This window comes from Allobosea sp., from assembly GCF_030695125.1.
GTDB lineage: Bacteria > Pseudomonadota > Alphaproteobacteria > Rhizobiales > Beijerinckiaceae > Allobosea.
Window position 1 is genome coordinate 107,798 of the sequence record NZ_JAUYTP010000085.1, and the last position, 23,680, is coordinate 131,477.

Here is a 23,680-nt window from a genome sequence, read left to right on the forward strand (position 1 = left end):
AGCCGGCTGCTTTGGTTCCCTCCTGTCGAGCGAAGACGGCTGCGGCGGTGCGCTGCCCGTGACACGCGCTTCGCCGCCGCCGAACCTTTCTCCCAGTCGTCGGTTCTTGCGGTGGCCGATGCCGGCCGAACGATCATTATGGGAGCCTCCGGCCATGTCAGCGACTGCCCCCAACCGTTCCATCCAGGCCGAACCCGGCGGCCGTGCGGATCTGCTGGTCTTCGAGATCGTCGCCAAGATCACCGAAACCGATATCGAGTGGATGGCGGCACGGGTTCAGGCCGCCTTCGATACGCAGGGCGAGATCGACATGCTGATCATCATGCGCCATTTCGACGGTGCCGAACTGGGCGCCGTCTTCGATGCCGATGCGATGAAGGCGCAGATGCGTTCGCTGAAGCATGTGCGGCGCTACGGCGTCATCGGGGCCCCGTTCTGGGCGAAGGCGATGATCAACCTGTTCAGCCCCCTCACGCCGGTCGAGGAAAAGACCTTTGCGCTCGAGGACGAAGCCGAGGCCCGGATCTGGATTTCGACGCCGCGAACGTCGTCATAAGCCGGACATGGGCCGACAGCCCGGATCGAGATGACCCAGTTCCGCGGCGATACTCTACCCGCCGCTCCCCTGATCATGGCGGCTAGCAGCCTGAACCCTGGCTTCTTCACGCGCCCGGCCGATCTGGTCGCCCGCGAGTTGATTGGCTGCAGCCTCCTCTTTCACGGCGTCGGCGGCGTCATCGTCGAAACCGAAGCCTATGATGAGCAGGATCCGGCCTCCCACAGCGCCCGGGGGCCGACCGCCCGCAACCGCAGCATGTTCGGAGCACCCGGCCACGCCTATCTCTACCGGTCCTACGGGCTGCACTGGTGCTTCAACATCGTCTGCGGCGTGCGCCCGGGCGCAGCGGTCCTGGTGCGGGCGCTGCAGCCGGTTTTCGAAATCGCAGCGATGCGGCAGCGACGCGGCGACGGGCGCGATGCCAAACTCTGTGCCGGACCGGGGCGACTCTGTGCGGCGCTTGGCCTCGACGGCGCTTTTGACGGCTACGACCTCAGCCAGCCCCCCTTCGCGCTGCTGCCCTCTACGGGCAGCCAGCACGTGCTGACTGGTCCCCGCATCGGCATCTCGCGTGCGGTCGATGTGCCGTGGCGCTTCGGGCTCGCGGGCTCGCCCTGTCTGAGCCGGCCGTTTGGGCGCTCGGGCCGACTGCCACAGGTCAGCGCCAGCCCCTGAATGCCGAACGCCGCCGGCTGTCTGGCCGGCGGCGAAAATGTCGGGGTTCATCGTGTAGGCGAAAACCCGGCTACGGCGTCATTACGACCTTGATGCAGCCATCTGTCTTGTCGCGGAACTTTTCATAGAGGCCGGGGCCCTCCTCGAGTGTCGCGCGATGCGTGATGACGAAGGTCGGATCGATCTCGCCATTGAGGATCCTGTCGAGCAGCGGGGCGAGATAGCGGTGGGTGTGCGTTTGCCCGGTGCGGATGGTGATGCCCTTGTTCATCAGCGCGCCGAAGGGCAGCTTGTCGAGGAAGCCGACATAGACGCCCGGCACCGACAGCGTGCCGCCCTTGCGGCAGGACATGATCGCCTCGCGCAGGACATGCGGTCGATCGGTCCCCAGGAACATCGCCGCCTTGACCTTGTCGACCACGGCATCGACCGAGCCGCCGGCATGGGCCTCGGCGCCGACAGCGTCGATGCAGCGATCCGGCCCACGGCCCTTGGTCATCTCCATCAGCCGGTCATAGACGTCGACCTCGTCGAAATTGATGAGTTCGGCCTTGCCGTAGGTCGCCGCCATCTGCAGCCGCTCGGGGACATTGTCGATGGCGATGACGCGGCCGGCGCCCAGCATCCAAGCAGATTGCATGGCGAACTGGCCGACCGGCCCGCAGCCCCAGACCGCAACGGTGTCGCCAGGCTCGATCTCGGCATTCTCCGCCGCCATGTAGCCGGTCGGGAAGATGTCGGACAGGAACAGCACCTGCTCGTCGGGGATGCCGTCGGGGATCTTGATCGGCCCGACATCGGCAAAGGGCACGCGCAGGAATTCGGCCTGGCCGCCGGCATAGCCGCCCAGCATATGGGAATAGCCGAACAGGCCCGACGGAGAATGGCCCATCGCCTTGCGCGCCATCTCGGCATTGGGATTCGAGCGGTCGCAGAGCGAGAACATCGACTTCTGGCAGAAGAAGCACTCGCCGCAGGCGATGTTGAAGGGGACGACGACCCGGTCTCCGACCTTCAGCTTGGTCACCGAGGAGCCGACCTCGACGACCTCGCCCATGGTCTCGTGACCGAGGATGTCGCCGCTTTCCATCGTGGGCATGTAGCCGTCGAAAAGATGCAGATCCGATCCGCAGATCGCACAGGACGTCACCTTGATGATGACGTCCCCGGCATCCTGAAGGGTCGGGTCCGGAACGGTGTCGCAGCGAATGTCGCCTTTGCCGTGCCAGCAGAGAGCTCTCATTGATTTGGGTCCTTGATGGGCCCCCCGCTGCTGAACGTGACGCGATGCGAGACGTTCCGGGCAATGGAGCGTCAGGCCGGATCGAGCCCGCCTGCGTCGCGCACGGACGCAAGCGCGCCGAAGGGGAACCAATCGCGCGAACCGGACTTGAGCGGTTCACGACGCCCGAACGGCTGACGATAACGACCGCGATGACTGACGACGAAGCCGCCGATCGGCGCATGACGCCATCGGCCGCCAACGACCCGCCTGCGGCTTCTCTGGCCCCCGGTTGGGCGTCTCAGACGCCCGATCACGCGCAGCAGAACGATGATCGACCCGGTCTGGCCGAAGAGGTGTTCAAGACGGGCCGCCATTACGCGCTCGATCTCGTGCGGCAGCTTCCGGGTCAGGACGGGATCGCGCTGGTGCTCGACGCCTGCAGACGCCGCCGCGACGAGGTCGAATGGCATCTGCAGGAGGACGGGGTTCCGCCCGACGATATCAGGCAAGCCTGCGACGCGGTCCTGGCGCGCGCGCCCGATGTCGTGAAACCTCGCCCATCGGCGATCCTGGCCGACTGTGACGGCGGCACCTCGCCCCCGCAGGCGAGCCGGCTGGCGTCAGGCGTTCGGCCCGTCCGCGAACGAGTGCTGCAGCCAGTCGACGAAGGAGCGCACGATCCGTCGTTGATGATGGAGCTTCGGGAAGACGAGGCGATGTCCGACATAGGAGACATCCTGTGCGCGGCCGGCCAGCGGCGCCACGAGCCGGCCGGCCCGGATTTCCCGTTCCGCCAGCAGCGTCGATTCCAGCGCCACGCCCAGCCCGTCCGACGCGGCGGCCAGCGCCAGAAAACTGCGATCGAAGCGGATCCCCTGGGGGGCGGGAGCCGATATCCCGTTGAGCGAGAACCAGTGGTTCCAGCGCACCTGCTTGTTGTCGCTGTGGATCAGCTTGGCGCGCAGCAGATCCGCCAGTGAGCCGATCGAAGCGGCGAGCGCCGGTGCGCAGAGCGGAGTCACGGTTTCCGGCGGCATCTCGATCGTCGCCAGACCATCGCCGCGAACCGGCCCGTAGACGATATCGACATCGAAATCGTCGCCGGTGAAGCGGGTGTAGTCGGTGCCGGCGGCGAGCCTGAGCTCGATGCCGGGATGCTGCGCCAGGAAGGCCGGCAGCCGTGGCGTCAGCCAGGCTGCGGCGAAGCTCGGCGCCGAATGCACGCGCAGCAGTTGCGGCCCCTGCGCCGAGACGGATTCGAGCCCTCGGCGGAGTTCGTCGAAGGCATTCCGGACATGGTGCATCAGGGTTTCGCCATGGATCGTCAGCGCCATGCTGCGCCCGCTGCGCTCGAACAGCGCGACGCCGAGCGCTTTCTCGAGCTTGACGATGGCGTGGCTGACCGCGCTCGGCGAGAGATTGAGTTCCGCAGCGGCCGCTCGAAACGAACCGCGGCGCGCCGCGGCTTCGAAGGCGCGCACCGCCGGCAGGGAAATGTGAGCGAGCATGCCAGGGAATGAACTGAATTCACGCGCGGCTGTAAAGCGGCGATGTCGCCATGGGGGCAGAGGGCGCGACGAAAAGGCCATCGACTCCCTGTCCGCAGACCGCTGGCGGCGTCCCCGGCATCCGCATGGCCTCGAACACGCTATCCCAGATGAAATAAATTCATCGATGGGTGAGAACAAGCCGCTTGTCGTCCGGACCGCTCTTGCAGACGATGGCCGCCAATCAACAACGATGACGCGGTCCGGGAGGACAGAATGCTGCTTAAGGGTAAGGTCGCCGCGATCTCGGGCGCTGCGAGCGCGCGCGGGATCGGCTTGGCGACGGCGAAGCTGTTTGCCGAGCACGGTGCCAGCGTCGCCATTCTCGACATCGACGAAAAGGCCGCCCAGGCGGCGGCGGCGACGCTTCCGGCGCCCGAGCCGGGTCAGCGCCATTTCGCCGTCGGCTGCGACGTCACGAGCCACGCCGCCTGCGCTGCTGCGGCCGAGGCCGTGCTGGGGCATTTCGGCAAGCTCGACATCCTGATCAACAATGCCGGCATCACCCAGCCCGTGAAGATCATGGAGATCGACGCCGCGAGCTGGGATCGCATCCTCGACGTCAACCTGCGGGGCGTGCTGAACCTCAGCCAGGCCTTCATCCCGCATTTCCGCAGCCGCAGGAGCGGCGCGATCGCCTGCATGTCGTCGGTCTCGGCTCAGCGCGGCGGCGGCATCTTCGGCGGCCCGCACTATTCGGCCGCCAAGGCCGGCGTGCTCGGGCTGGCCAAGGCGATGGCGCGCGAACTCGGGCCCGACGGCATCCGCGTCAACTGCGTCACGCCCGGCCTGATCCAGACCGACATCACCGGCGGCATGCTCACCGATGCGATGAAGGTCGAGATCGCCAAGGGCATTCCGCTCGGGCGCCTCGGCACGGCCGACGACGTCGCCGGGATCTACCTCTTCCTGGCGTCGGACCTGTCGCAATACGTCACCGGGGCCGTGATCGACGTGAACGGGGGAATGCTGATCCATGGCTGACCACGCGACCCATGCGATTCCCAACGTTTCGCTCGCCGAGCGGGCCTGGCGCATCCGCCGCAACGCGCTGCGGATGGGCGAGGTCCAGGGCCAGGGCTATATCGCCCAGGCGCTCGGCGTCGCCGACGTCCTGGCGGTGTCCTATTTCCATGCCCTGACCTATCGCCCGCACGAGCCGGAATGGGAGGGGCGCGACCGTTTCCTGCTCTCGATCGGCCACTACGCCATCGCGCTGTATTCGGCGCTGATCGAGGCCGGCGTTCTGCCCGATGACGAACTGGAGACCTATGGCGGCGATGATTCCCGCCTGCCGATGTCGGGCATGGCCGCCTATACGCCGGGCATGGAAATCACCGGCGGCTCGCTCGGCCATGGGCTGGGCATCGCGGTCGGCATGGCTCTGGGGCTGAAGCGCAAGCAATCGACGAGCTTCGTCTACAACCTGTTTTCGGATGGCGAGCTCGACGAGGGCTCGACCTGGGAAGCGGCGATGGCGGCGGGCTCCCACAAGCTCGACAACCTGATCGGCATCGTGGACGTCAACAACATGCAGGCCGACGGGCCCTCGACGCAGGTGATGAATTTCGAGCCGCTGGCCCCGAAATTCGAAGCCTTCGGCTGGCATGTCCAGCGCGTCGACGGCAACGACCTCGCCGCCCTCGTCGCCGCCTTCGACGCGGCCCGCCACGCCGAGGTGGCCAAGCCGCGCATCATCATCTGCGACACGAAGATGGCCAAGGGCGTTCCCTTCCTGGAAGAGCGCGAGCGCAACCACTTCCTGCGCGTTGAGCCCGAGGAATGGGCCAAGGCTCTGGCGATCCTGGACGAAGGGAGGCCGGCATGAGGCGGTCCAAATACGAACGCCCCGCCCATCTGGAGAGCGCGGCCCCCGGCGGCGTGCGGCTCAAGACCTCGGCCATGATCGCCTCGATCGCGGGGCCCAACCAGCGCACCAAACCCGCGCCCTTCGGTCATGCACTGGTCGAACTGGGCAAGACCCGGCCCGACGTGCTCGGCCTCACCGCCGATCTCAGCAAATACACCGACCTCCACGTCTTCGCGAAGGCTTACCCCGATCGCTTCTACCAGATGGGCATGGCCGAGCAGGTCATGATCTCGGCTGCGGCCGGGCTGGCGCGCGAGGGTTTCACGCCGTTTGCGACGACCTATGCCGTCTTCGCCTCGCGTCGCGCCTATGACTTCATCTTCATGGCGATCGCGGAGGAGAACCTCAACGTCAAGATCGTCTGCGCCCTGCCGGGGCTGACGACCGGCTATGGCCCGAGCCATCAGGCGACAGAGGACATCGCGATCTTTCGCGGCATGCCACAGCTCACCATCGTCGATCCCTGCGATGCGCTCGAGATCGAGCAGGCGGTGCCGGCGATCGCGGCGCATCAGGGGCCGGTCTATATGCGGCTGCTGCGCGGCAACGTCCCGCTGGTGCTCGACGAATACGGCTACAGGTTCGAACTCGGGAAGGCCAAGACCATCCGCGACGGCCGCGACGTGCTGATCGTCTCCTCGGGGCTGATGACGATGCGCGCGCTGGAGACGGCCAAGCGGCTTGAAGCCGACCGGATCGACGTCGCGGTGCTGCATGTCCCGACGATCAAGCCGCTCGATGTCGAGACGATCCGGCGCGAATGCGCGAAGACCGGCCGCATGGTCGTCGTCGCCGAAAATCATACGATCATCGGCGGGCTCGGCGAGGCGGTCGCGGGCGAACTGATGCGCTCCGGCATCCACCCGACGGCCTTTCGCCAGATCGCGCTGCCGGACGCCTTCCTCGACGCCGGCGCGCTGCCGACCCTGCATGATCGCTACGGCATTTCGACCGATGCGATGACGGCGCGCATCAAGGAATGGCTCTCGTCCTGAGGTCCCGCACGCTCGACCGCGCGCCGGCAGAGGACCTGACGATGTCCGCGACAGGCCCGCGGGCCGGATCCTTCAGATGGGCGGGGGATCCGACACGCAAAGCGCGAACTCGCGCCGTGGACGTTCGGCGCGTGTGGGGCAGCCGGCACGCGGCCGGCTGCCATCGGGATCAGCGCGACTTCTTGTAGAGCTTCTCGGCGATCTCGAACATTTCCTCGGGCGCATAGTCCGGGGTGAAGGCGGAGGGCACGCCCGTCAGCTGGTGGATCTTGCCGCCTTCGGGCATGCCGTCGACCACTTCGAGCTCGCCCTGCGGGTCGCCCGGCAGCGCCATCTCGCCGCCACCCCAGATCCCCGACATCGCCTTGTAGTCGTTGGGGCTGAAGGTGTAGAGGCGCCGGTGCGAGCCCTCGTCGAGGTACTTCTGGCATTCCGGGATCTTGCTGAGATCGATGTTGGGCGTCGGCAGCATCTTCTCGATCTCGACGCCGGTGATGTGCTTCAAGGCCAGCGCATAGGCATGGGCGTGCACCGAGCCGCGCACCAGCAGATAGCCGCAGACCTCGCGGCCGGTCGGGTCCGACAGCGTCTCGTAGACCCGCAGCTTGTGCAGCCTTGCGCCGCATTCGAGATGGAAATTGTGCAGCAGATCGGTGACGACATTGCCCGTCGTGGTGATGAAGTCGTTGTTCCAGCCAGCGCCGTTGCTGTTGACGGGCGTGGCGCCGCCACCATTCGAATAGAAGCCCGCCGCGAGCCGGATGTCCTTCATCAGCTCATGGGGCGCGCCAGAAATGTCGCCGCCATCGGTCTCGTCGCCATCATTGTCGGGGCCGTTGTTGAGCATGGCGACGCCGTTGCTGACGAGCTCGACATGGCCGAGTTCCTCGGCGGTAATGCTGGCGACGAGGTGGTAGAACGGCTTCAGCTTGTCCTTGCTGCGGAAGTTGAAGCTCTGGAACATGTAGTTCCCGAGGGTCGACATCTCGCCGTACTTGCCGCCGAGCAGCTCCTGCAGGGCTGCGGCGGCGTTCGGGTCTTTCTTCTTGGGGGCGGGCAGCTCGGCCTGCAACTTGTCGACGCGCATGAACATGGTGGCTCTCCTGTGATCCTGAGAGACCAACCGGCCCGTCGATGGGCCGTTCCGGCTCCGCGGCGAACCGTCGAAAAGAGACGGTTCTGTCGACGGGGTCGTGAGAAACCTCCGGTGGAGGAAGCAGGGCGGGGCGGCTCGCGACTGCAAACACCTCGCGCTCAGAGGCGCTTCAGAGATTCCGGACGTCGGCCAGGGCCGCCTCGAACGTCACGATGAGCCCTTCGGGCCGATAGCGTGCGTCGACACCGCCCTTGCCGACCAGGCCCATCTGGATGAGCTGCGACCCGAAGCTGCGGCGCTTGGGCTCGCCAACCACCGGACCTCCCGATTCCCGCCAGGTCAACGTGACCGACGGCGCGGCGCGGTCGGTATCGATGCTCAGCGACAGATCGACCTTGCCGCTCGCCACCGACAGGGCGCCATGCTTGACGGCGTTCGTGGCCAACTCGTGCAGCAGCAGTGTCATCGACAGGGTCGCCTTCGGCCCCAGATCGAGGGTGGGGCCGAAGATTTCAATCCGGTCGCCGTCGCTGTGGAGGTCGAGGAGCAAGCGAATGACCTTGTGAAAGGGCGCGGCTGTCCAGTTCTCCTGCAGCAGCAGATCATGCGCTGCCCCCAAGGCGGCGATCCGGCGGCCCAGCGCCTCCACAGCGTCGCGTTCCGAGACGCCCTTCAAGGTCTGCTTGGCAATGGCCTGCACCATGGCCAGGGTGTTCTTCATGCGGTGGGCGAGTTCGCCGTTCAGGACGCCCAGCTGCTGAAGAGCGGCGTCCCGCTCGCGGACCGCCTTGCGCAGCTCGAACTGGCGCATCACCTGGCGCGCCAGCACCTTCAACGCGTCTTGCTGCAGCGTCGACAGCTGCCGCGGCTGATAATCCAGAACGCACAACGTGCCGATGGCGTGACCGCGATCGGTCTTCAGAAGCGCGCCCGCATAGAAGCGCAATCCCGGCTCACCGGTGACGAGCGGGTTGCCGTCGAACCGGGCGTCCTTGGTGGCGTCCGGCACGATCAAGAACTCGTCTTCCAGAATGGCTTTGGCGCAAAAGGACGAATCCAGCGGCGTTTCGCGCACCCCGAGACCCACCTCGGCCTTGAAGAACTGGCGCCCTTGTCCGATCAGATTGACGACGGCGATGGGGGTTTCGCAAAGGCTGGACGCCAGTTGCGCGATCTCGTCGAAATCCTGCTCGCACGGGGTGTCGAGGACGGCAAAACTCGCCAGCGCGTTCAGGCGGTCGACCTCTGCCGTGTCATGCATCTGCAGATCAGCCATCGCCGAACCATCCTCGCCGACGGCGGCACACCGGCTGCCACCGTCCGTTGCGCCCTATGGGGTCAGCGCTACAGCGGAATGATGTCGGCGTCCAAAACTGAATTGCCGATGCCGGGGAACACTCGATCCCTGGTTCCGTTCCCTCCAGGGGTCGAGGGACCACGTGCGATGCCGAAGTTCACGATCATAACGGCGACCGATCGCTTGGAGGATCGGGGCGACGACCCTCTCGAGTTCCGCGACGCAGAGGCGGCCGTGGACGATGCCCAGATCGCGCTGACGGAGATGGCCCGCGAAGGGTTGCCGAGTGGAAAGAGGGCCGATTTCGCGGTGAGGGTTCGCGACGAGAGCGGCGACGAGATCTACGTCGCCGCTCTGCATTTCACCGCCAAGACCAAGGATGATCTGGTCCGGGAGGACAAGGAGGCGGATGCCGCCGCGCGTGACGTCGCCCTAGCTCTCGATATCCGGCCGGGTGGCCGACGGCGCTGATGACCGGCTCCTCGGCGCACGGGCCTGCGGTCAAGCCGAGCGCCGAGTATCGGGTGGCGCTCCGGTCTGCTCCGGTACGACCGCAGCGAGTTCGATACAGGCCCTGCTCGCGCCTCTCAGCGAGGTCTCTGTCCGGTCTGCGATCTGCGTATCGATGATCGCGTCTTCCATCGCCAAGGAAGCCAGCACGATCGGCGTCGATGGCATCCGCCGACGCAGGCGCTTGATGGCGTAACGCATATGCGCGTCACTCTGCTCGGCGAGATAGCAAAGGCAGATCAGGGCAGGGCCCGACTGCACGAGCGCCGACAGCTGGCTGCTCGACAGGGTGTCGGGCGGCAGGACCCGCGAGGACAAGCCGTGCTTGCCGAGGATCTGCGACAGCATCAGCGCCGCCGCCTCGTCGAGGCTCGACTGGGCCGCGACCAGGACGACCCGATCTTCGCCGCGAAACGGTTCTTTCAGCTGGTCGTCGGTGAGGACCGGCAGGTCCGAGGAGCCCTCGGCCTCGTCGGTTTCGTCCACCGCCGCGCCGGCTTCGGCGTCGAGTGTGATCTCGCCTGAGGTGGGCCTGCGGTCCTGGTGATCGGAGAGGTCGTCGACGACTTCGCGAACCGTATCGAGGATTTGCGCCTGCCGTTGCACATCGAGGACACCACGCGCGGCATCGCCGGAGGCGAGGCGCAGTCCCTCCAGGGCGACCTCGTCGTAATAGGCGGACAGAGAGCGCTCCTTGAGAACCTCTTCGGCCTTGTCGGCCGCCTCCGCGGGATCTCCAGCCAGGACACGCTGGTAGAAGATCTCCGGGGCCGACAAGGGCGGGCGGTCGCCCAACAGGACGTCGAGGAACTGGAGCCGGTCGACATGCCTCCCGAGCACGACGAGGCACACCGTCAGCGGCGTCGCCAGCACCAGACCGATCGGGCCCCACAGCCAGGTCCAGAACGTCGCTGCGACGACGATGGCCACCGGCGAGAGACCGGTCGTGCGGCCGTAGACAAGGGGCTCCACGACATGGCCGGCGAGCGGCTCCGCGACCAGGAACAGCGCAGCCGTCCAAGCCAGCATGGTCCAGCCGGGATCCACCGCGGCGGCGATCACCATGGGGAAGACCGCCGAAAGAATGGCGCCGAGATAAGGCACGAAGCGCAAGATCGCGGCGAGGATGCCCCAGAGAAGCGCGCTCGGCACGCCGATCAACCACAGCCCTGAGCCGATCAGCAGACCGAAGCCGGAATTCAGCAGCAATTGCGTCAGGAACAGCCGGCTCAGCCGCTTGGCGGCGTCGTCAAAGGCGGCCGTGGTTTTCTGCAGGTCGTAGGTGCCCGTCAGCCGGATGAACCGGTTGCGCAGATCTTCGCGCTTGAGCAGGATGAAGACGACGAAGATCACCACGATCCCCGTCGTCGTCAGCGGGTGGATGAGCGGCGTCAGGAACGCCTGCAGCGTCTGCAACGCTCCGGGCCGGGGCTGGTGGACCTCGACGGGGATCGGCCGGCTGTCGGTCGCAGGCGAGAGCTGTTGTCCCGCAGGCGTGCGGTCCGGCCGGTCAAGCTCCTTTCCGAGTTCCTGGAGCACGTCGACGGCCCGCGACAGCACGCCGGTGCCCGGGCCGGCTCCCTTCAGCGACGCGATCTTCTCGCGCATCGTGTTCTGATAGGTCGGCAGATCGGCCGCTAGCTGCGACGCCTGCCCGACCATCGACACCGCCAGCCCGGCCACGACTGCAAACGCGCAGATGACGACGAAGACGACCGCGATCGACCGCGGCAAGCGGATCTTCTGGAGCAGTTTCACCAGTGGCGCGAGCACGAAGCTGAACAGGATCGCCAGCGCCACGGGCACGAACACCTCGCGGCCCACATAGAGCGTGCCGATGATGAGCGCGCCTGTGGCGGCGGTTCCCAGGCCTGCGGGCGCTGCGACGGTGGGGAGGCGCTGCGGCAAGGTGAGGATCGGCTTGGGGCCGGGCGAGCGTGTGTCAGCCACTTGTTTTGAATCCCCTGGGACCAGAAAGACGGCTTCGTGTGGGTTCGATCACGCTGGCGCCAAGGATTTGCGCAGCCTTGCCATGAGCGTCCGCCCGGTTCGCGATCTCACGAGGACGACGATGGCGGTGACCACGGCCGCCGTCGTCGCGCCGGCTGCAGCCATGGCCGCCGCCGAATAGGGCTGCCGTTCGCGAGCTACTGACCGAGGGGGCGATGGTGGCGCCGGGCGGGGCCTGCGGGACCGGATCAGCATCGCCGCGCCGGCAGCAGCGACAGCGATGGCGAGCAGGATGCCAGAGACGATCAGGCTGGCCCAGACCGGGCCATAGCGGAACATGAGCAGGTTGCGGCCTGCATCGAGCCCGTAGCCCATCGCGAAGATGACGACGAGACCGCCCAGGCTGATCAGGCCGTAGACGATGGCCTGCCGCCTGAGCGCGGCGACGACGGGCGCTGTGACCTCGGCGAACAAGCCAGCCATGCTCAGCGAGCCGCCCAGAACCCGATCGCCAGGCCGGCGGCGGCGGCCCAGGCGATCGCCCGAATCGGCCGCGCCTTGATCTCGTCGACGAGCAGGCTCTGCAGGTCCGACGCCTCGATCGGGTGATGCCCCCTCGGCTGATCGCCCCCCGACGACGGCGTGCCTGGTTCGAGGGCATCGGCATAATGCGACATGCCGATGAAGCCGGTTTCGGTCGTTTCGGCGGTATCCGCAGGGTTGGCCATGATGCACCTTTGAGCTTGGATCGTGACGGCTGAACTCGGATGGGGGGCGGCTGTTCCGTCCGTCCCGGCGTCGAAGGCGCCAGGCGTTGGCGCATCGCCTCTGGCCCATGAGCGCGGACCGGAGGCGATGCCGTCTGCTTCGCGGCTCGCAGGGAACCATGGCCGGTGCTGCAAGTTGCTCGACCGCGCTGCCCCTCAGCGTTTCGGGAGGACGTCAATGGCCCCGCGCGCAGTCTGGAAAGGCACGCTGAAGATCGCCGAGGTCACCTGCCCGGTGTCGCTCTACACGGCCGCCTCGACGTCGGAGCGAATCTCGTTCCATACGATCAACCGCAAGACCGGCAACCGCGTCCAGCGTCAGTTCGTCGACGAGGTCTCCGGCAAGCCCGTGGAGGCCGAGGATCAGGTAAAAGGTTACGACAAGGGCGATGGCGACTACGTCATCCTCGAGCCCGAGGAGATTGCCGCCGCGATCCCCGAAAGCGACAAAACCCTGACCGTCGAGACGTTCCTGCCCTGCGACGAGATCGACGACATCTTCTTCGACAAACCCTATTACGTTTCGCCAAGCTCGCCCGTCGCCGCCGAGGCCTTCGCGCTGATCCGCGAGGGCATGAAGGGGCGCCAATCGGCAGCGCTCGCACGCACGGTCATCTTCCGCCGGATGCGCTCGATCCTGATCCGCCCGCATGGCGAGGGGCTGATCGCGACCACGCTGAACTTCGACTATGAGGTCCGCTCGGCACAGGACGCCTTCAGCGAAATTCCGGCGATCAAGATCGACGACGAGATGCTGCAGCTCGCCGAGCACATCATCAAGACGAAGGCCGGCCCTTTCGATCCCAAGCAATTCGACGACCGCTATGAGAGCGCGCTCGCCGAACTCGTCCAGGCGAAGATCGAAGGCCGCAAGATCAAGCCCCAGAAGCGGCCGGAACCGGCCAAGGTCGTCAGCCTGCTGGACGCGCTGCGCGAGAGCGCCAAGACGGGTGTCGCCGCCAAGGGCGGCAAAGCCGCGAAGAGCTATGCCAAGAAGCGCAAGGCGCCGGCTGAGGCGGAGCCGCGCAAGAAGGCGAGCTGATCAAGAAGGCGAGTTGATCACGTCCGGCGCGGCTCGAGGCTCTTCTTCAGCGCGTCCATGATGTTGACGACATTGCCGTCGGAGGGCTGACGCGCGGCTGGCTTGGACGGCTTGCGGCCCTTCTGCTTGGCCTTGATGATCGAAAGCAACTCGTCCTGGACCGGGTCCTGGGCGAGGTCCGGCGACCAGTCCTTGGTGCGCGTCGTGATCAGCTTGTCCATCAGTGGCCGCAGGTCCTCATCGGGCTCGGATGGCTTGATCGCGGCGAAATAGTCCTTCTCCGGCCGAACCTCGTCGCCATAGCGCAGGGTCCACAGGACGATGCCGTTGTCGCGCGCGTCCAGCAGCACCGCCCGCTCGCGGCGATAAAGCACGACGCGCGAGATGCCGACGGTCTTGGTCCGCTTCATGGCTTCGCGGATGACCGAAAACGCTTCTTCGCCAATCTTGGAATCGGGGACGAGGTAATGTGGCGCATCGTACCAGACCCAGCCCACGGAGGACCGCGGCGCAAAGGTCTGGATGTCGATCGTGCGGGTGCTTTCCAGCGAAACCGAGTCGAGTTCGTCGTCTTCGAGGACGATGTAGTCATCATCGCCCTTGGGGTAGCCCTTGACCTCGTCCTCGTCGGCGACGGGCTTGCCGGTGACCGCATCGACATAGCGGCTCTGGATGCGGTTGCCGGTCTTGCGGTTGAGCTTGTGGAATCGGACCTTCTCACTCTCGGAACGCGCCGGCATCATCGCCACCGGACAGGTCACGAGCGACAGCTTCAGATAGCCCTTCCAGAACGTCCTCGGCGCCATGATCGCAGTCCTCCACCCGCCGCAGAACGCGCCATCAGGCCCGTTCGTTCCCGGTCCGCACCCGCTCAAACACTCACGCCGCGTCAGAGCGCTTCCCGAGCTTGCGGATCGCGTCCTTGATCGAGCCCGCGGCGGCGTCGTAGCCGTCCCAGGCCTTCGTCTTTTTCAGCAGCGCGGGCACGGTCCTGACCGTGAAGCGGCTGGGATCGAGCCCGTCCTTCACCTGCGACCAGTCGAGCGGCATCGACACATGCGCGCCGGGCCGGGCCCGGGGGGACAGAGGCGCCACCGCCGTCGCCATGCGGTCATTGCGCAGATAGTCGAGGAAGATCCGGCCGTTTCTCAGCCGCTTGGCCATGTTGACGACATAGCGGGAGGGCTGCTCGCGCGCGAGTTCCGCACAGACGCCGCGAGCAAACTCCTTCGCCTGCGGCCAGTCGACGGCAGCCCGCTTGCCTGTCGCCAGCGGCACGACGACATGCAGCCCCTTGCCGCCGGTGGTCTTGCAGAAGCTGGTGAGCCCGAGCGCCGTCAGCCTGTCGCGCACGAGCGTGGCGGCCTCGATCACCTCGCCGAAGCCCAGGCCCGGCCCGGGGTCGAGATCGAAGACCAGGCGCCCGGGAACCTCGGGATCGCCCGCCACACAGTTCCAGGGGTGGAGCTCGATGCCCCCGACCTGGGCGGCCGCTGCCAGGGCCTCGATCCTGTCGATCTGGAGATAGGGCTTCTTGTCGCCGAAAACGCGCACGAGTTCGAAGAGGTTGGACGTGCCCATGCCGGCATGACGCTGGAAGAACGTCTCGCCGCCGATCCCGTCAGGGGTTCGCACGAGCGAACAGGGTCGGCCCTTGATATGCGGCAGCATCCAGACGCCGACCGCTTCGAAATATTCAGCAAGGTCCTGCTTGGTGACGGGGCGGCCGTCCTCGGCGTCAGGCCACAAGGCCTTGTCGGGATGGCTGAGGCTGACGCCCATGACCTCGGCGCGGCCGCCGCGTGCGCGGGACCGTGAGCGGGTCGGCTGCGGCTCCGGCGTCTCGACCTCGGCAGGGTCTGCCGGGCGTTCGGCCACGACCTCCTCGGCCGGCTTGTCCTCGCGCAGGCCCTTGAACGAGGCCTGCCGGACCATGCCGTCGCCGGTCCAGCCGGCAAACGCGATCTCGGCGACGAGCTCGGGCTTCAGCCAGGTGACGCCGGGCTCGCGCCTGGGTGCGTTGGCGCCCGTGAACGGCGAGGACGCAGCGGTCGCCGCCTTGAGCCTGGGCAGGATCGCGGCAACCTTGGCGGCGCTGTAGCCGGTGCCGACGCGGCCGACATAGACGAACTGCGAGCCGCGATTGACGCCGACGAGCAGCGAGCGGAACTGGCCCGCGGTGGTCGACCAGCCGCCGATCACCACCTCATGGCCGGCGCGGCATTTGGCCTTGGTCCAGCTGTCGCTGCGCCCGGAGACGTAAGGCGCATCGACGGCTTTCGAGACAATGCCCTCCAGAGACAGCTTGCAGGCCGATTTCAGGACCGCGTCGCCGCCGGTCTCGAAATGCTCGACGTAGCGCAGGATCACGCCGTCGGCGTGCGCGTCGAGCCAGGTCTTCAGGCGGTCCTTGCGCTGCAGCAGCGGCAGTTGGCGCAGGTCGTCCGCACCATCGAAAAGCAGGTCGAAGGCGAAGAAGACGAGGTGGTCCGTCTTGCCCTCGGACAGGGCGGCCTGGAGCGCCGCAAAATCCGGCGCACCATGGCTGTCGAGCGCGACGATTTCTCCATCGATGATGGCATTCGGCAGGCCGCCAGCCGCCTCCGAGATCCCTTGGAACTTTGCCGTCCAGTCGAGGCCCTTGCGCGTCTTCAGCGTGACCTGTCCGGCCTCGATCCGCATCTGCATGCGATAGCCGTCGAACTTGATCTCATGCACCCAGCCCGCGCCACTGGCCGGGCGCTCGACGATCCGGCAGAGCTGCGGTGCGATGAAGTCCGGCATGTCTGCGGATGGGGGCTTCCTGGCAGTGGCTTTCCTGGAGACGGCCCTATTCGCAGCCAATTTCTTGGACGCAGCACTCTGGGAGGCGGTCTGTTTGGGCTCCGTCTTGTCGGGTCCCCTCTGAGCAGCCTCCGCCTTCCCCGCGCCGGTCTTGCTGCGGGACGCAGGCTTCGTCAGGCTCTGCCTCTCGTCTGCGGCCAGCCCCTTGCGGCTGTCCCACTCGGCATCGGGGGTCAGCACGGTTTCCTTCAGCATGAAGGGTTTCGGTGATTGCCCTTTGCCGGCTGCAATGGCCGCCATGCTGCGGCCTGACGCGACGGATTTATCGTCGCGGAGGACCGCATCGCCTTCGCTTTCGACTGCGTGCTCGTCGCGATGCTTGATCAAAAGCCAGTTGGTGCGCTTGCCGCCATCGCGGTCGTGGCGCATGCGCACCAGCACGAAACTGCCCTTGATGCGCTCGCCTTCGAGCGCGAACTTGAGCTCTCCCTTTTCCAGTTGGCGCGCGGGATCGAGCTTGCCTTCGGCCTGCCAGTGGCCGCGGTCCCAGAGCTGGACCGTGCCGCCACCATATTGGCCTTTGGGAATGGTGCCTTCGAAATCGCCATAGGGCAGGGGGTGATCCTCGACCTCGACCGCCAGGCGCTTGTCCTCCGGATCGAGAGAGGGTCCCCTGGTCACCGCCCAGGAGCGGAAGACGCCGTCCAGTTCTAGGCGCAGGTCATAATGCAATCGGGTCGCATCGTGCTTCTGGATGACGAAGCGCAGCCGATTGGAAGGAGCGACCTCGGCCTCGCCGTCCGGCTCTTTCGTCTTCTCGAAATCGCGCTTTTGGCGATAGGCCTTCAGCTTCTCCACGACAATTCCCCGCATGCGCCCATTACAGGCAAACAGGGCTCGGCGATGTCGGTTCCGCCGGGCTCAAAAACCCCTGCGCGACATCATGGGAACAAGTCGGCGCGCGATCATGTCTCCGCCCCGGCCCGGATCGCGATTTCCTCTTCGACGGCGCTCCAGAACCGCACCGCCAAATCGTTGGCTTCGGCGGACGCGCTGTCACGAAGGGCTCTGGCGGCGAGGTCGGCGCTCGGTCCATGGTCGCGTATCAACAGGCTGGCCGACAGCGAGACCGAGCGCTGCCAGGCTCGCTTGCGCGCAAGTATTCGAGATGACAGGCTGATCATGACGCTGTTCTAAAGGCCCACTCAGTTGCGTCAATGTGATCAGAGTTCTGGTGATAACCGTTAGTCTTAACGACCGCGGCCGCAACGTCTGCTGTATCCCGCTCCACGCGCGGGGCCGGCCGCCCGGGCTGCGTGGCGCAACTGGACGCGGGACAAGAATGCAGCGCTTGCCATCATCACAGCGCCGACGCGTCCCTTCCCGATCGTCAATCGACGAACCGCACCAGCACTCCGACGGTGACGAGCGTGGCCAGTTCTTCGGCGTCCCAGTTGGTCAGGCGAATGCAGCCATGCGAATTGGTCTTGCTGACCTTCGCCGGCTCGGGCGTGCCATGGATGCCGAAGGTCGGCTTCGACAGCGCGACCCAGACGGTCCCGACCGGGCCATTGGGCCCCGGCGGCAGGACCAGCGTCCTGGTGTTGCCGCCCTGCTGGAAGTTCTTCTCGGGATTGTAGGTGTAGTTCGGGTTGCGCACGACGCGCTCGACAGTGAACTCGCCCGAGGGCGAGGGCGTGTCTTCGCTGCCGATCGTGGCGGGATAGCTGGCGAGCACCTCACCCGCTGCGCCGATGACCATGACCATGCCGGTGCTCTTGATTGCGTCGACCCTGACGGCCGTGCCCGGCTCCGGCGCGCGAAGCCCCGAAGCGACCAGGATGGGCGCGCCGGCCTCCGCGAAGTCCTGGCGGGGGTTGAGGGCGGTCAGCAGCGCCTCGCTCATATGGAAGCGCTCGCCCAGCATTTCGCGCGGGCTCGTATAGGAGAGGTGCTTCATGCGGGCCTGTTCGGCGTAGTCGCGCGGAACCTCGGAGACGAAATCGTAAGCCACGTCCTTTTCGGTCAGGCTGTATGCAGCGATGATATCGACGGCGGTTTCACCGCCGAGGCTCAGCCAAGCCAGTTCGTCGATGCCGTCGGCTGCGGGCAGGTTTTGCTGGCGGCGGAACTCGGCAATCGCCTTGCGGTAGTTTTCGCCATCGATCCCGTCGATCACGCCCGGAGAGATGCTCCGCCGGCTCAGCAGGACCTGCGCCTTGACGACGAACGGATCGGCGCCTCCGACGTCCACCCGGTTCCGGTCGGCGAAGGTCACGGCGTTCACCTCGGCGGCTGTCAACGCCTGTGCCGGAGCGGCCAATACCCAACAGAGCGCCGCAATGACCGCGATACTAAGTCTAGCCGGGAGAGGACTGCAGTTGACCATGGGTTTTCCAGCGGTTGCCGTTGCGCCAGAGCTATACGGGCAGAGCCGATGGATGTTCCGCGCGGTCCGCGGTCTTCGGCGCGCACGCGGGGGGCGCGGCGCCGTGCGCGATGGCGAAGCATCGCCAAAGGCGCCGAGCGTGCTTTCGTCAGCCGACCGGGTTCTCGAGCACGCCGATCCCGTCGATCGCGATGCGCACGACATCGCCCTTCTGCAGAAACTTGGGCGGGTTGAACCCGATGCCGACCCCGACCGGCGTGCCCGTGGCGATGATGTCTCCCGGCTCCAGCGTGATGTAGGCCGAGATCGAGCTGATCAGCGTAGGAATGTCGAAGATCAGGTCGGCGACGGTCGCATCCTGGCGCAGGTCGCCATTGACCCAGGTGCGCAGGCGGAGCTTTCGCGGATCGGGCACCTCGTCGGCGGTCAGCACCGCCGGACCCATCGGACAGAAGCCGTCGATGCCCTTGCCGAGAACCCACTGCCGATGCTTGTGCTGGAGCTGGCGCGAGGTGACGTCGTTGACGATCGTATAGCCGAAGACGTGGCCCAGCGCGTTTTCGCTGGCGATGCCGCGCCCGCCCTTGCCGATGACGACGGCGAGTTCGCCCTCATAGTCGACCGACCGCGTCGGATCGAGGTGGCCGGGTATCGTCTCGCCCGTGCCGATCACCGCCGATGGCGGCTTGGTGAAGACCACCGGCGCCTCGGGGACGACGTCCTTGGTGCTGGCGTCGAAGCCGCTTTGCGCGAACTCCCTGGCATGCTCGTGATAGTTCTTGCCGACGCAGAAGACGTTGCGCGCCGGCCGCGGGAACGGCGCATGCAAAACGACGCTGGCCAGCGGCAGCCTCGGCGCGACTTCCGCCCAATTGGTCAACCGATCGAGCCCGCCATCGCCCAGAGCGCAGCAGGCCGCCATCGTCACGGGCGCGCCCGGCACCTGCGAGAGATCCGCGATCTGCTCGCCGAGAACGACGCAAAGTCGCTTCGTTTCCGACGTCTTGTCAGTGCCTTGACTAAAGATGGCGAGCTTCATGTTAGGTGTCCGAAGAAAGCGCCCGCACGGCGCGACCAGCAAGACCTAGAGCGCTGTGCTCAAAGCTGTCAACCAATCAGGGTCGAAACTCACGCGCCGGGCTTATTGGTGAACCAAGGGCCCGATGGCCGCGTTCAGCGCCCCAGCAGGTTGCTCCGGACGCGACCGAGATGCGCGACCAGGGCCTTCTCGGCTTCCGCCGCATCGCGCGCCTTGAGGGCCGCCACGATCATGTGGTGCTCCCGGCGGTAATGCTCGCGTCGCTCGGCACTCAGGCTGCGGCGCTTCAATTCCCCCCAGGCCGTCAGATCGCGGGCCCGGGTGATCATCGCGTAGAGATCGATGACGAGCCGGTTATGGGTCGATTTGGCGATGGCCTGATGCAGGGCCGCGTCCCAATGCTCGAAGGCCTCGAAGTCGTCGGCCGCATCGCCCTCGCGGATGCACGCGTCGAACAGCTCGAAATCGGCCTGGTCGGCGTTGATGGCGGCGAGCTGGGCGAGTTGCGGCTCGACCAGCAGCCGCGCCTCCATGATCTCGGCCGGGCTGGCCGCCTGCGGTCCAGGCTCGGCCAGGGCGGGGGCGATCTCCCGGTCGCGCACATAGGTGCCGCTGCCGACGATGCGCGTCACGGCGCCGCCGCTTTCGAGCACCGCGAGCGCATCACGCACAGCCGAGCGCGGGACGCCGAGCTGCTCCGACAACGCCCGCTCTGTCGGAAGCTTGCCGGTGGCGCGATAGGCGCCCGAGCGGATCGCGTCCGTGATGAAGTCCCGGACGCGGAGGTCGTGTCGTATCGTCGTGGTCATGACCATGTCTTTGGGTTCGGCTGGTGCCGAGCACTGGAATTGGTCTACCAATTCTCGTCGGGATGACAAGCGATTTTAGGCGCATTCCGAGGTCTTAGCTGGGCCGCCCGGCAGTTTCTCTAACGTCTGGCGAATTGGTTCTCAGCCGGCAAATCAACCGTGGGCCAGTCAGACAGTCACGAATGGACTGACGGACGACGCGGGCTGCTTTTCGAGCGAGCATCGTCGGGACCGTGTCGCCGAGCCGCTCACGAATTGCGGTGAGCCGTGTTTGGGACTGAGCCACATCTTCTGCCGAAGCCGATCGGAAACGCGACATGTTGTGCTCCTCGGCGCGGTTAGCTGCGATCGTAAGCGCCGCACTGGGCTTAATCTCCTCGCCACTGGGATCGGTTTGCGATCGCTGCAAGGCGCGGAGATCTCGTTTGAACGTCAAGCACGGTGCCGATCCCCTGCAGGACGCGGGCTGGCTTCTGGGTTGGGCCGGCGACGGGAGGCGAACGCCTTTGCCCCGTGTGGAAAATGCGGCCTATTTCCGCAAGGCGGCGGCCGTCCTGGCGGCGCCGCCTAGCGTCGTGCCCGCCGGCCTTCTGGCGGAGGTTCTGGCGCGGAACTACGGTCTGTCGGGACCTGTCGATATCCTGTCATCCGAGGTCGAATGCACCGCCGAGGTCCGCTGTCCCGATGATCGACGGCTGATCCTGAAGATCTCCGGCCAGCCGACGGCGGCCGACAGCTTCCGCTTTCAGTCCGCCGCGATCGCTGCGGTCGCCGACGCAGACGGCTTCATCGCGCCTCGAATTGTGCCGACCCTGCGTGGGGAGCTGATGTTCGAGGCGGATGGCGTCTGCGGCTATCTGCAAAGCCGCCTGGACGGCACGCCCCTGTACCGACTGCCCGCGACGCCCGGACTGCTGCGCGAGGCTGGCCGCGCCCTAGGCCTGCTTGATCTCGCCCTGGGCACGGACGTGCTTCCGGCGATGCACCGGCCCGTGCTCTGGCATGTCCGGTGCTGGCCGGGCCTGATGGACCTTCAGCATCACCTGCCGCCTGGGGCGGTGGCAGAGGCCGTTCGCCAGACGATGGCGGATTTCGAGCGCGACATCGCCCCTGGGCTGGCCGACGTGCCCTGGCAGGTCGCGCACAACGACCCCAGTCCCTTCAACACGCTCGCGACCGACGACGGCATCGCCTTCATCGACTTCGGCGATGGCTGTTATGGCCCTCGAATCCAGGATCTCGCCATCGCGGCGAGCCATGTCGTCAGCGATCCATCCCTCCCGCTGGGCGGGGCCGAGCATCTGATCGCCGGCTATGCCGAGGCCCTACCGCTGTCCGGCATCGAAGCCGGCTTGCTGGTCGAGCTGATGAAGGCGCGCCAGAGCGCGCTGATCCTGATCAATTACTGGCGCTCACACCTGTTTCCAGAGAATGCGGCCTATATCAACAAGAATGTCGGCCGCGCCGAACGGGGCCTGTCGATCCTCTCCGCACTCGGCGCGAGCGAGGCACAGGAGGCCGTGATGGCAGCGACCCGATGAAGACCGGACATCCCGCAGCCGCCAGAGCCGCCGCAAAGCCTGCCGCCGAGCGCCAACTCGCTCCCACATTCACAGTCACAGGTTGAACCCCATGCCCGTCGATCTCATGCCCAACCGCTACAGGCCGGGTGAAGCCGACATCGACCCCCGCGATGCGGAGTTGATCACCCGCCGCGATGCGGTCCTCGGCTCGTCCTATCGGCTGCAATATCGCAAGCCCGTTCACTTCGTGCGCGGCGAGGGAATGTGGCTCTACGACCCCGATGGCCGCGCCTATCTCGATTTCTACAACAATGTGCCCTCGCTGGGACATTGCCACCCCGAGGTGAATGCCGCGATGGCGGCGCAGGCCGGCCTGATCAGCGCCAACACGCGCTATCTCGAGCCGCATCTGGTCGATTATGCGGAGCGGCTCGTCGCCACCTTTCCGCAGGAGCTCGACCGGGTCGTCTTCACCTGCACGGGCAGCGAATCCAACGACCTCGCGCTCAGAATCGCCAAATTGGCCAGTGGGAACGACGGCGTGATCGTCTCATCCTACGCCTATCACGGCACGAGCGCGTCGGTCGCGGCGGTCTCGCCCAATCTGGGCGCGGCCGTGCAGCTCAGCCCGTCGGTACGGCTGGTGTCGCTGCCGGGGCCCGAAGGCGTGCCGGCTTCGCAGGCTGCCGACTTCTTCGAGGCGCAGGTGCGGGCCGCAATCACCGATCTGGACCGGCGCGGGATCGGCGTCGCGGCGCTCCTGATCGACAGCATCTTTTCGAGCGACGGCGTCTGGGTCGATCCACCCGGCTTCATCGCCGGCGGGGTCGCCGCCGTCCGCGACGCGGGCGGCCTCTTCATCGCCGACGAGGTGCAGCCGGGTTTTGGAAGGACCGGCGCACATCTGTGGGGCTTCGAGCGGCACGGGATCACGCCCGACCTCGCCACGCTCGGAAAGCCCATGGGCAACGGCTTTCCCATCGGAGCCGTCGTCGGCCGGCACGCGCCGATGGACCGTTTCGGCAGGACGGCCCGCTACTCCAACACCTTCGCTGGCAACACCGTCGGTATCGCGACCGCCGATGCCGTTCTCACGATCCTGCAGCGCGATAGGATCCCGCAGAACGCGCTCGCGATGGGCGAGCGCCTCGATGCCGGCTTGGTGGCGCTTGCAGGACGCAGGCAGGGGCTGCGGGCCTGGCGCCATGCCGGGCTGTTCTTCGGAATCGACATCGGCCTCGACGGCATGGCGCCCGCCGAGCGACGGGCCATGGCCCTGAACACCGTCAATGCCCTGCGCGACGACGGCGTTCTCATCAGCACGACCGGCGCGAACGAGGACACGCTGAAGGTCCGCCCGCCGCTGGTCTGCGAAGCGAGCCATGTCGATCGCTTCCTGCAGGCGCTCGGTGATGCGCTCGAAACCGCTGCGCCTTAAACGCGACCGGCCGAGTGACGTCGCGCGGAGCGGCTAGGCCGCTCGCAGGACGCACGGGACGCTTCGGACAGGACCATCCCCGCGCGGCTTGCGCGACCGGGCGAACCGTCTGAGGATCGGATATCGCAAGCGGGTGGTTGCGCGCGGGCAGGGCGGCAGAGGCGC

At 66.5% G+C, this 23,680-nt stretch carries 23 protein-coding genes; 9 read left to right on the forward strand and 14 right to left on the reverse strand.

All coding sequences use genetic code 11. The features are described 5' to 3' along the window. Window positions 1-154: 154 nt before the first annotated feature. Entirely contained in the window at window positions 155-556 is a 402-nt protein-coding gene (locus Q8S38_RS24700) for a SpoIIAA family protein (RefSeq protein WP_305682968.1), read from the forward strand. A gap of 30 nt (window positions 557-586) precedes the next feature. Then, window positions 587-1,234: a DNA-3-methyladenine glycosylase gene (locus Q8S38_RS24705; protein WP_305682969.1), complete on the forward strand. Its 648-nt coding sequence runs from the start codon at window positions 587-589 to the stop codon at window positions 1,232-1,234. A 70-nt stretch (window positions 1,235-1,304) separates the two neighbouring features. On the opposite strand, the gene Q8S38_RS24710 is transcribed toward Q8S38_RS24705, so the two are convergent. The 3 genes from Q8S38_RS24710 to Q8S38_RS24720 all read right to left on the reverse strand — a co-directional run bounded on the left by Q8S38_RS24710 (window position 1,305) and on the right by Q8S38_RS24720 (window position 3,967). Continuing rightward, window positions 1,305-2,477, reverse strand: a complete 1,173-nt coding sequence (locus Q8S38_RS24710) for a zinc-dependent alcohol dehydrogenase (RefSeq protein WP_305682970.1) — start codon at window positions 2,475-2,477, stop codon at window positions 1,305-1,307. A 71-nt stretch (window positions 2,478-2,548) separates the two neighbouring features. Continuing rightward, window positions 2,549-2,968, reverse strand: a complete 420-nt coding sequence (locus Q8S38_RS24715) for a hypothetical protein (protein WP_305682971.1) — start codon at window positions 2,966-2,968, stop codon at window positions 2,549-2,551. A gap of 111 nt (window positions 2,969-3,079) precedes the next feature. After that, complete coding sequence (locus tag Q8S38_RS24720; protein WP_305682972.1) at window positions 3,080-3,967, reverse strand: LysR substrate-binding domain-containing protein; 888 nt, start codon at window positions 3,965-3,967, stop codon at window positions 3,080-3,082. A gap of 255 nt (window positions 3,968-4,222) precedes the next feature. Here Q8S38_RS24720 and Q8S38_RS24725 point away from each other — a divergent pair, with 255 nt between their 5' ends. The 3 genes from Q8S38_RS24725 to Q8S38_RS24735 are packed head-to-tail and all read left to right on the forward strand — an operon-like array spanning window position 4,223 to window position 6,871. Then, entirely contained in the window at window positions 4,223-4,990 is a 768-nt protein-coding gene (locus Q8S38_RS24725; protein WP_305682973.1) for an SDR family NAD(P)-dependent oxidoreductase, read from the forward strand. Then, on the forward strand, window positions 4,983-5,834 hold the full coding sequence (locus tag Q8S38_RS24730; RefSeq protein WP_305682974.1) for a transketolase: 852 nt from the start codon (window positions 4,983-4,985) through the stop codon (window positions 5,832-5,834). Before Q8S38_RS24725 ends, Q8S38_RS24730 begins: the two co-directional genes overlap by 8 nt. Beyond that, window positions 5,831-6,871, forward strand: coding sequence for a transketolase family protein (locus tag Q8S38_RS24735; protein ID WP_305682975.1), 1,041 nt, complete (start codon window positions 5,831-5,833; stop codon window positions 6,869-6,871). Before Q8S38_RS24730 ends, Q8S38_RS24735 begins: the two co-directional genes overlap by 4 nt. 169 nt (window positions 6,872-7,040) lie before the next feature. On the opposite strand, the gene Q8S38_RS24740 is transcribed toward Q8S38_RS24735, so the two are convergent. Both Q8S38_RS24740 and Q8S38_RS24745 read right to left on the reverse strand, forming a co-directional pair. Then, window positions 7,041-7,964, reverse strand: a complete 924-nt coding sequence (locus tag Q8S38_RS24740) for a manganese catalase family protein (protein ID WP_305682976.1) — start codon at window positions 7,962-7,964, stop codon at window positions 7,041-7,043. A gap of 172 nt (window positions 7,965-8,136) precedes the next feature. After that, on the reverse strand, window positions 8,137-9,243 hold the full coding sequence (locus tag Q8S38_RS24745; RefSeq protein ID WP_305682977.1) for a sensor histidine kinase: 1,107 nt from the start codon (window positions 9,241-9,243) through the stop codon (window positions 8,137-8,139). On the opposite strand from Q8S38_RS24745, the gene Q8S38_RS24750 reads away from it, so the two are divergent. Beyond that, entirely contained in the window at window positions 9,223-9,735 is a 513-nt protein-coding gene (locus Q8S38_RS24750) for a DUF6894 family protein (protein WP_305682978.1), read from the forward strand. The two genes, Q8S38_RS24745 and Q8S38_RS24750, sit on opposite strands and share 21 nt — an antisense overlap. Window positions 9,736-9,765: 30 nt before the next feature. Here the strand turns inward: Q8S38_RS24750 and Q8S38_RS24755 are convergent, their stop codons facing one another. The 3 genes from Q8S38_RS24755 to Q8S38_RS24765 are packed head-to-tail and all read right to left on the reverse strand — an operon-like array spanning window position 9,766 to window position 12,452. Continuing rightward, complete coding sequence (locus tag Q8S38_RS24755; protein WP_305682979.1) at window positions 9,766-11,724, reverse strand: AI-2E family transporter; 1,959 nt, start codon at window positions 11,722-11,724, stop codon at window positions 9,766-9,768. A gap of 48 nt (window positions 11,725-11,772) precedes the next feature. Continuing rightward, a complete protein-coding gene (locus Q8S38_RS24760; RefSeq protein ID WP_305682980.1) occupies window positions 11,773-12,207 on the reverse strand; it encodes a hypothetical protein in 435 nt (144 codons plus the stop codon). Window positions 12,208-12,209: 2 nt separating this feature from the next. Then, the gene (locus Q8S38_RS24765; RefSeq protein ID WP_305682981.1) at window positions 12,210-12,452 is read right to left on the reverse strand and encodes a hypothetical protein; all 243 of its coding nucleotides are present in this window, start codon (window positions 12,450-12,452) and stop codon (window positions 12,210-12,212) included. A 217-nt stretch (window positions 12,453-12,669) separates the two neighbouring features. Between Q8S38_RS24765 and ku (Q8S38_RS24770) the strand changes: the two genes are divergently transcribed. Beyond that, window positions 12,670-13,533, forward strand: coding sequence for a non-homologous end joining protein Ku (gene ku / locus Q8S38_RS24770; protein ID WP_305682982.1), 864 nt, complete (start codon window positions 12,670-12,672; stop codon window positions 13,531-13,533). Window positions 13,534-13,550: 17 nt separating this feature from the next. On the opposite strand, the gene ku (Q8S38_RS24775) is transcribed toward ku (Q8S38_RS24770), so the two are convergent. The 6 genes from ku (Q8S38_RS24775) to Q8S38_RS24800 all read right to left on the reverse strand — a co-directional run bounded on the left by ku (Q8S38_RS24775) (window position 13,551) and on the right by Q8S38_RS24800 (window position 20,554). Next, window positions 13,551-14,339: a non-homologous end joining protein Ku gene (ku, locus tag Q8S38_RS24775; RefSeq protein ID WP_305682983.1), complete on the reverse strand. Its 789-nt coding sequence runs from the start codon at window positions 14,337-14,339 to the stop codon at window positions 13,551-13,553. Between the two features lie 73 nt (window positions 14,340-14,412). Beyond that, on the reverse strand, window positions 14,413-17,181 hold the full coding sequence (gene ligD, locus Q8S38_RS24780; protein WP_305683007.1) for a DNA ligase D: 2,769 nt from the start codon (window positions 17,179-17,181) through the stop codon (window positions 14,413-14,415). Between the two features lie 101 nt (window positions 17,182-17,282). Beyond that, window positions 17,283-17,501, reverse strand: coding sequence for a hypothetical protein (locus tag Q8S38_RS24785; RefSeq protein ID WP_305682984.1), 219 nt, complete (start codon window positions 17,499-17,501; stop codon window positions 17,283-17,285). A 206-nt stretch (window positions 17,502-17,707) separates the two neighbouring features. Continuing rightward, entirely contained in the window at window positions 17,708-18,595 is an 888-nt protein-coding gene (locus Q8S38_RS24790) for a L,D-transpeptidase (RefSeq protein ID WP_305682985.1), read from the reverse strand. Window positions 18,596-18,854: 259 nt separating this feature from the next. Then, window positions 18,855-19,745: a fumarylacetoacetate hydrolase family protein gene (locus Q8S38_RS24795; protein WP_305682986.1), complete on the reverse strand. Its 891-nt coding sequence runs from the start codon at window positions 19,743-19,745 to the stop codon at window positions 18,855-18,857. Window positions 19,746-19,879: 134 nt separating this feature from the next. Next, window positions 19,880-20,554 (reverse strand): FadR/GntR family transcriptional regulator, encoded by a 675-nt coding sequence (locus Q8S38_RS24800; RefSeq protein ID WP_305682987.1) that lies wholly within the window; start codon window positions 20,552-20,554, stop codon window positions 19,880-19,882. Between the two features lie 515 nt (window positions 20,555-21,069). Here Q8S38_RS24800 and Q8S38_RS24805 point away from each other — a divergent pair. Together Q8S38_RS24805 and Q8S38_RS24810 are read left to right on the forward strand one after the other, a co-directional pair. After that, on the forward strand, window positions 21,070-22,095 hold the full coding sequence (locus Q8S38_RS24805) for a phosphotransferase (RefSeq protein WP_305683008.1): 1,026 nt from the start codon (window positions 21,070-21,072) through the stop codon (window positions 22,093-22,095). A 91-nt stretch (window positions 22,096-22,186) separates the two neighbouring features. Beyond that, window positions 22,187-23,515 (forward strand): aspartate aminotransferase family protein, encoded by a 1,329-nt coding sequence (locus tag Q8S38_RS24810; protein ID WP_305682988.1) that lies wholly within the window; start codon window positions 22,187-22,189, stop codon window positions 23,513-23,515. Window positions 23,516-23,680: the final 165 nt, after the last annotated feature.

Coding starts and splice junctions, on each gene's coding strand:
- Q8S38_RS24700 (WP_305682968.1), top strand. CDS start 155: ATGTCAGCGACTGCCCCCAACCGTTCCATCCAGGCCGAACCCGGCGGC.
- Q8S38_RS24705 (WP_305682969.1), top strand. CDS start 587: ATGACCCAGTTCCGCGGCGATACTCTACCCGCCGCTCCCCTGATCATG.
- Q8S38_RS24710 (WP_305682970.1), bottom strand. CDS start 2,477: ATGAGAGCTCTCTGCTGGCACGGCAAAGGCGACATTCGCTGCGACACC.
- Q8S38_RS24720 (WP_305682972.1), bottom strand. CDS start 3,967: ATGCTCGCTCACATTTCCCTGCCGGCGGTGCGCGCCTTCGAAGCCGCG.
- Q8S38_RS24725 (WP_305682973.1), top strand. CDS start 4,223: ATGCTGCTTAAGGGTAAGGTCGCCGCGATCTCGGGCGCTGCGAGCGCG.
- Q8S38_RS24730 (WP_305682974.1), top strand. CDS start 4,983: ATGGCTGACCACGCGACCCATGCGATTCCCAACGTTTCGCTCGCCGAG.
- Q8S38_RS24735 (WP_305682975.1), top strand. CDS start 5,831: ATGAGGCGGTCCAAATACGAACGCCCCGCCCATCTGGAGAGCGCGGCC.
- Q8S38_RS24740 (WP_305682976.1), bottom strand. CDS start 7,964: ATGTTCATGCGCGTCGACAAGTTGCAGGCCGAGCTGCCCGCCCCCAAG.
- Q8S38_RS24750 (WP_305682978.1), top strand. CDS start 9,223: ATGCATCTGCAGATCAGCCATCGCCGAACCATCCTCGCCGACGGCGGC.
- Q8S38_RS24745 (WP_305682977.1), bottom strand. CDS start 9,243: ATGGCTGATCTGCAGATGCATGACACGGCAGAGGTCGACCGCCTGAAC.
- Q8S38_RS24760 (WP_305682980.1), bottom strand. CDS start 12,207: ATGGCTGGCTTGTTCGCCGAGGTCACAGCGCCCGTCGTCGCCGCGCTC.
- Q8S38_RS24765 (WP_305682981.1), bottom strand. CDS start 12,452: ATGGCCAACCCTGCGGATACCGCCGAAACGACCGAAACCGGCTTCATC.
- ku (WP_305682982.1), top strand. CDS start 12,670: ATGGCCCCGCGCGCAGTCTGGAAAGGCACGCTGAAGATCGCCGAGGTC.
- ku (WP_305682983.1), bottom strand. CDS start 14,339: ATGGCGCCGAGGACGTTCTGGAAGGGCTATCTGAAGCTGTCGCTCGTG.
- Q8S38_RS24785 (WP_305682984.1), bottom strand. CDS start 17,501: ATGATCAGCCTGTCATCTCGAATACTTGCGCGCAAGCGAGCCTGGCAG.
- Q8S38_RS24795 (WP_305682986.1), bottom strand. CDS start 19,745: ATGAAGCTCGCCATCTTTAGTCAAGGCACTGACAAGACGTCGGAAACG.
- Q8S38_RS24800 (WP_305682987.1), bottom strand. CDS start 20,554: ATGACCACGACGATACGACACGACCTCCGCGTCCGGGACTTCATCACG.
- Q8S38_RS24810 (WP_305682988.1), top strand. CDS start 22,187: ATGCCCGTCGATCTCATGCCCAACCGCTACAGGCCGGGTGAAGCCGAC.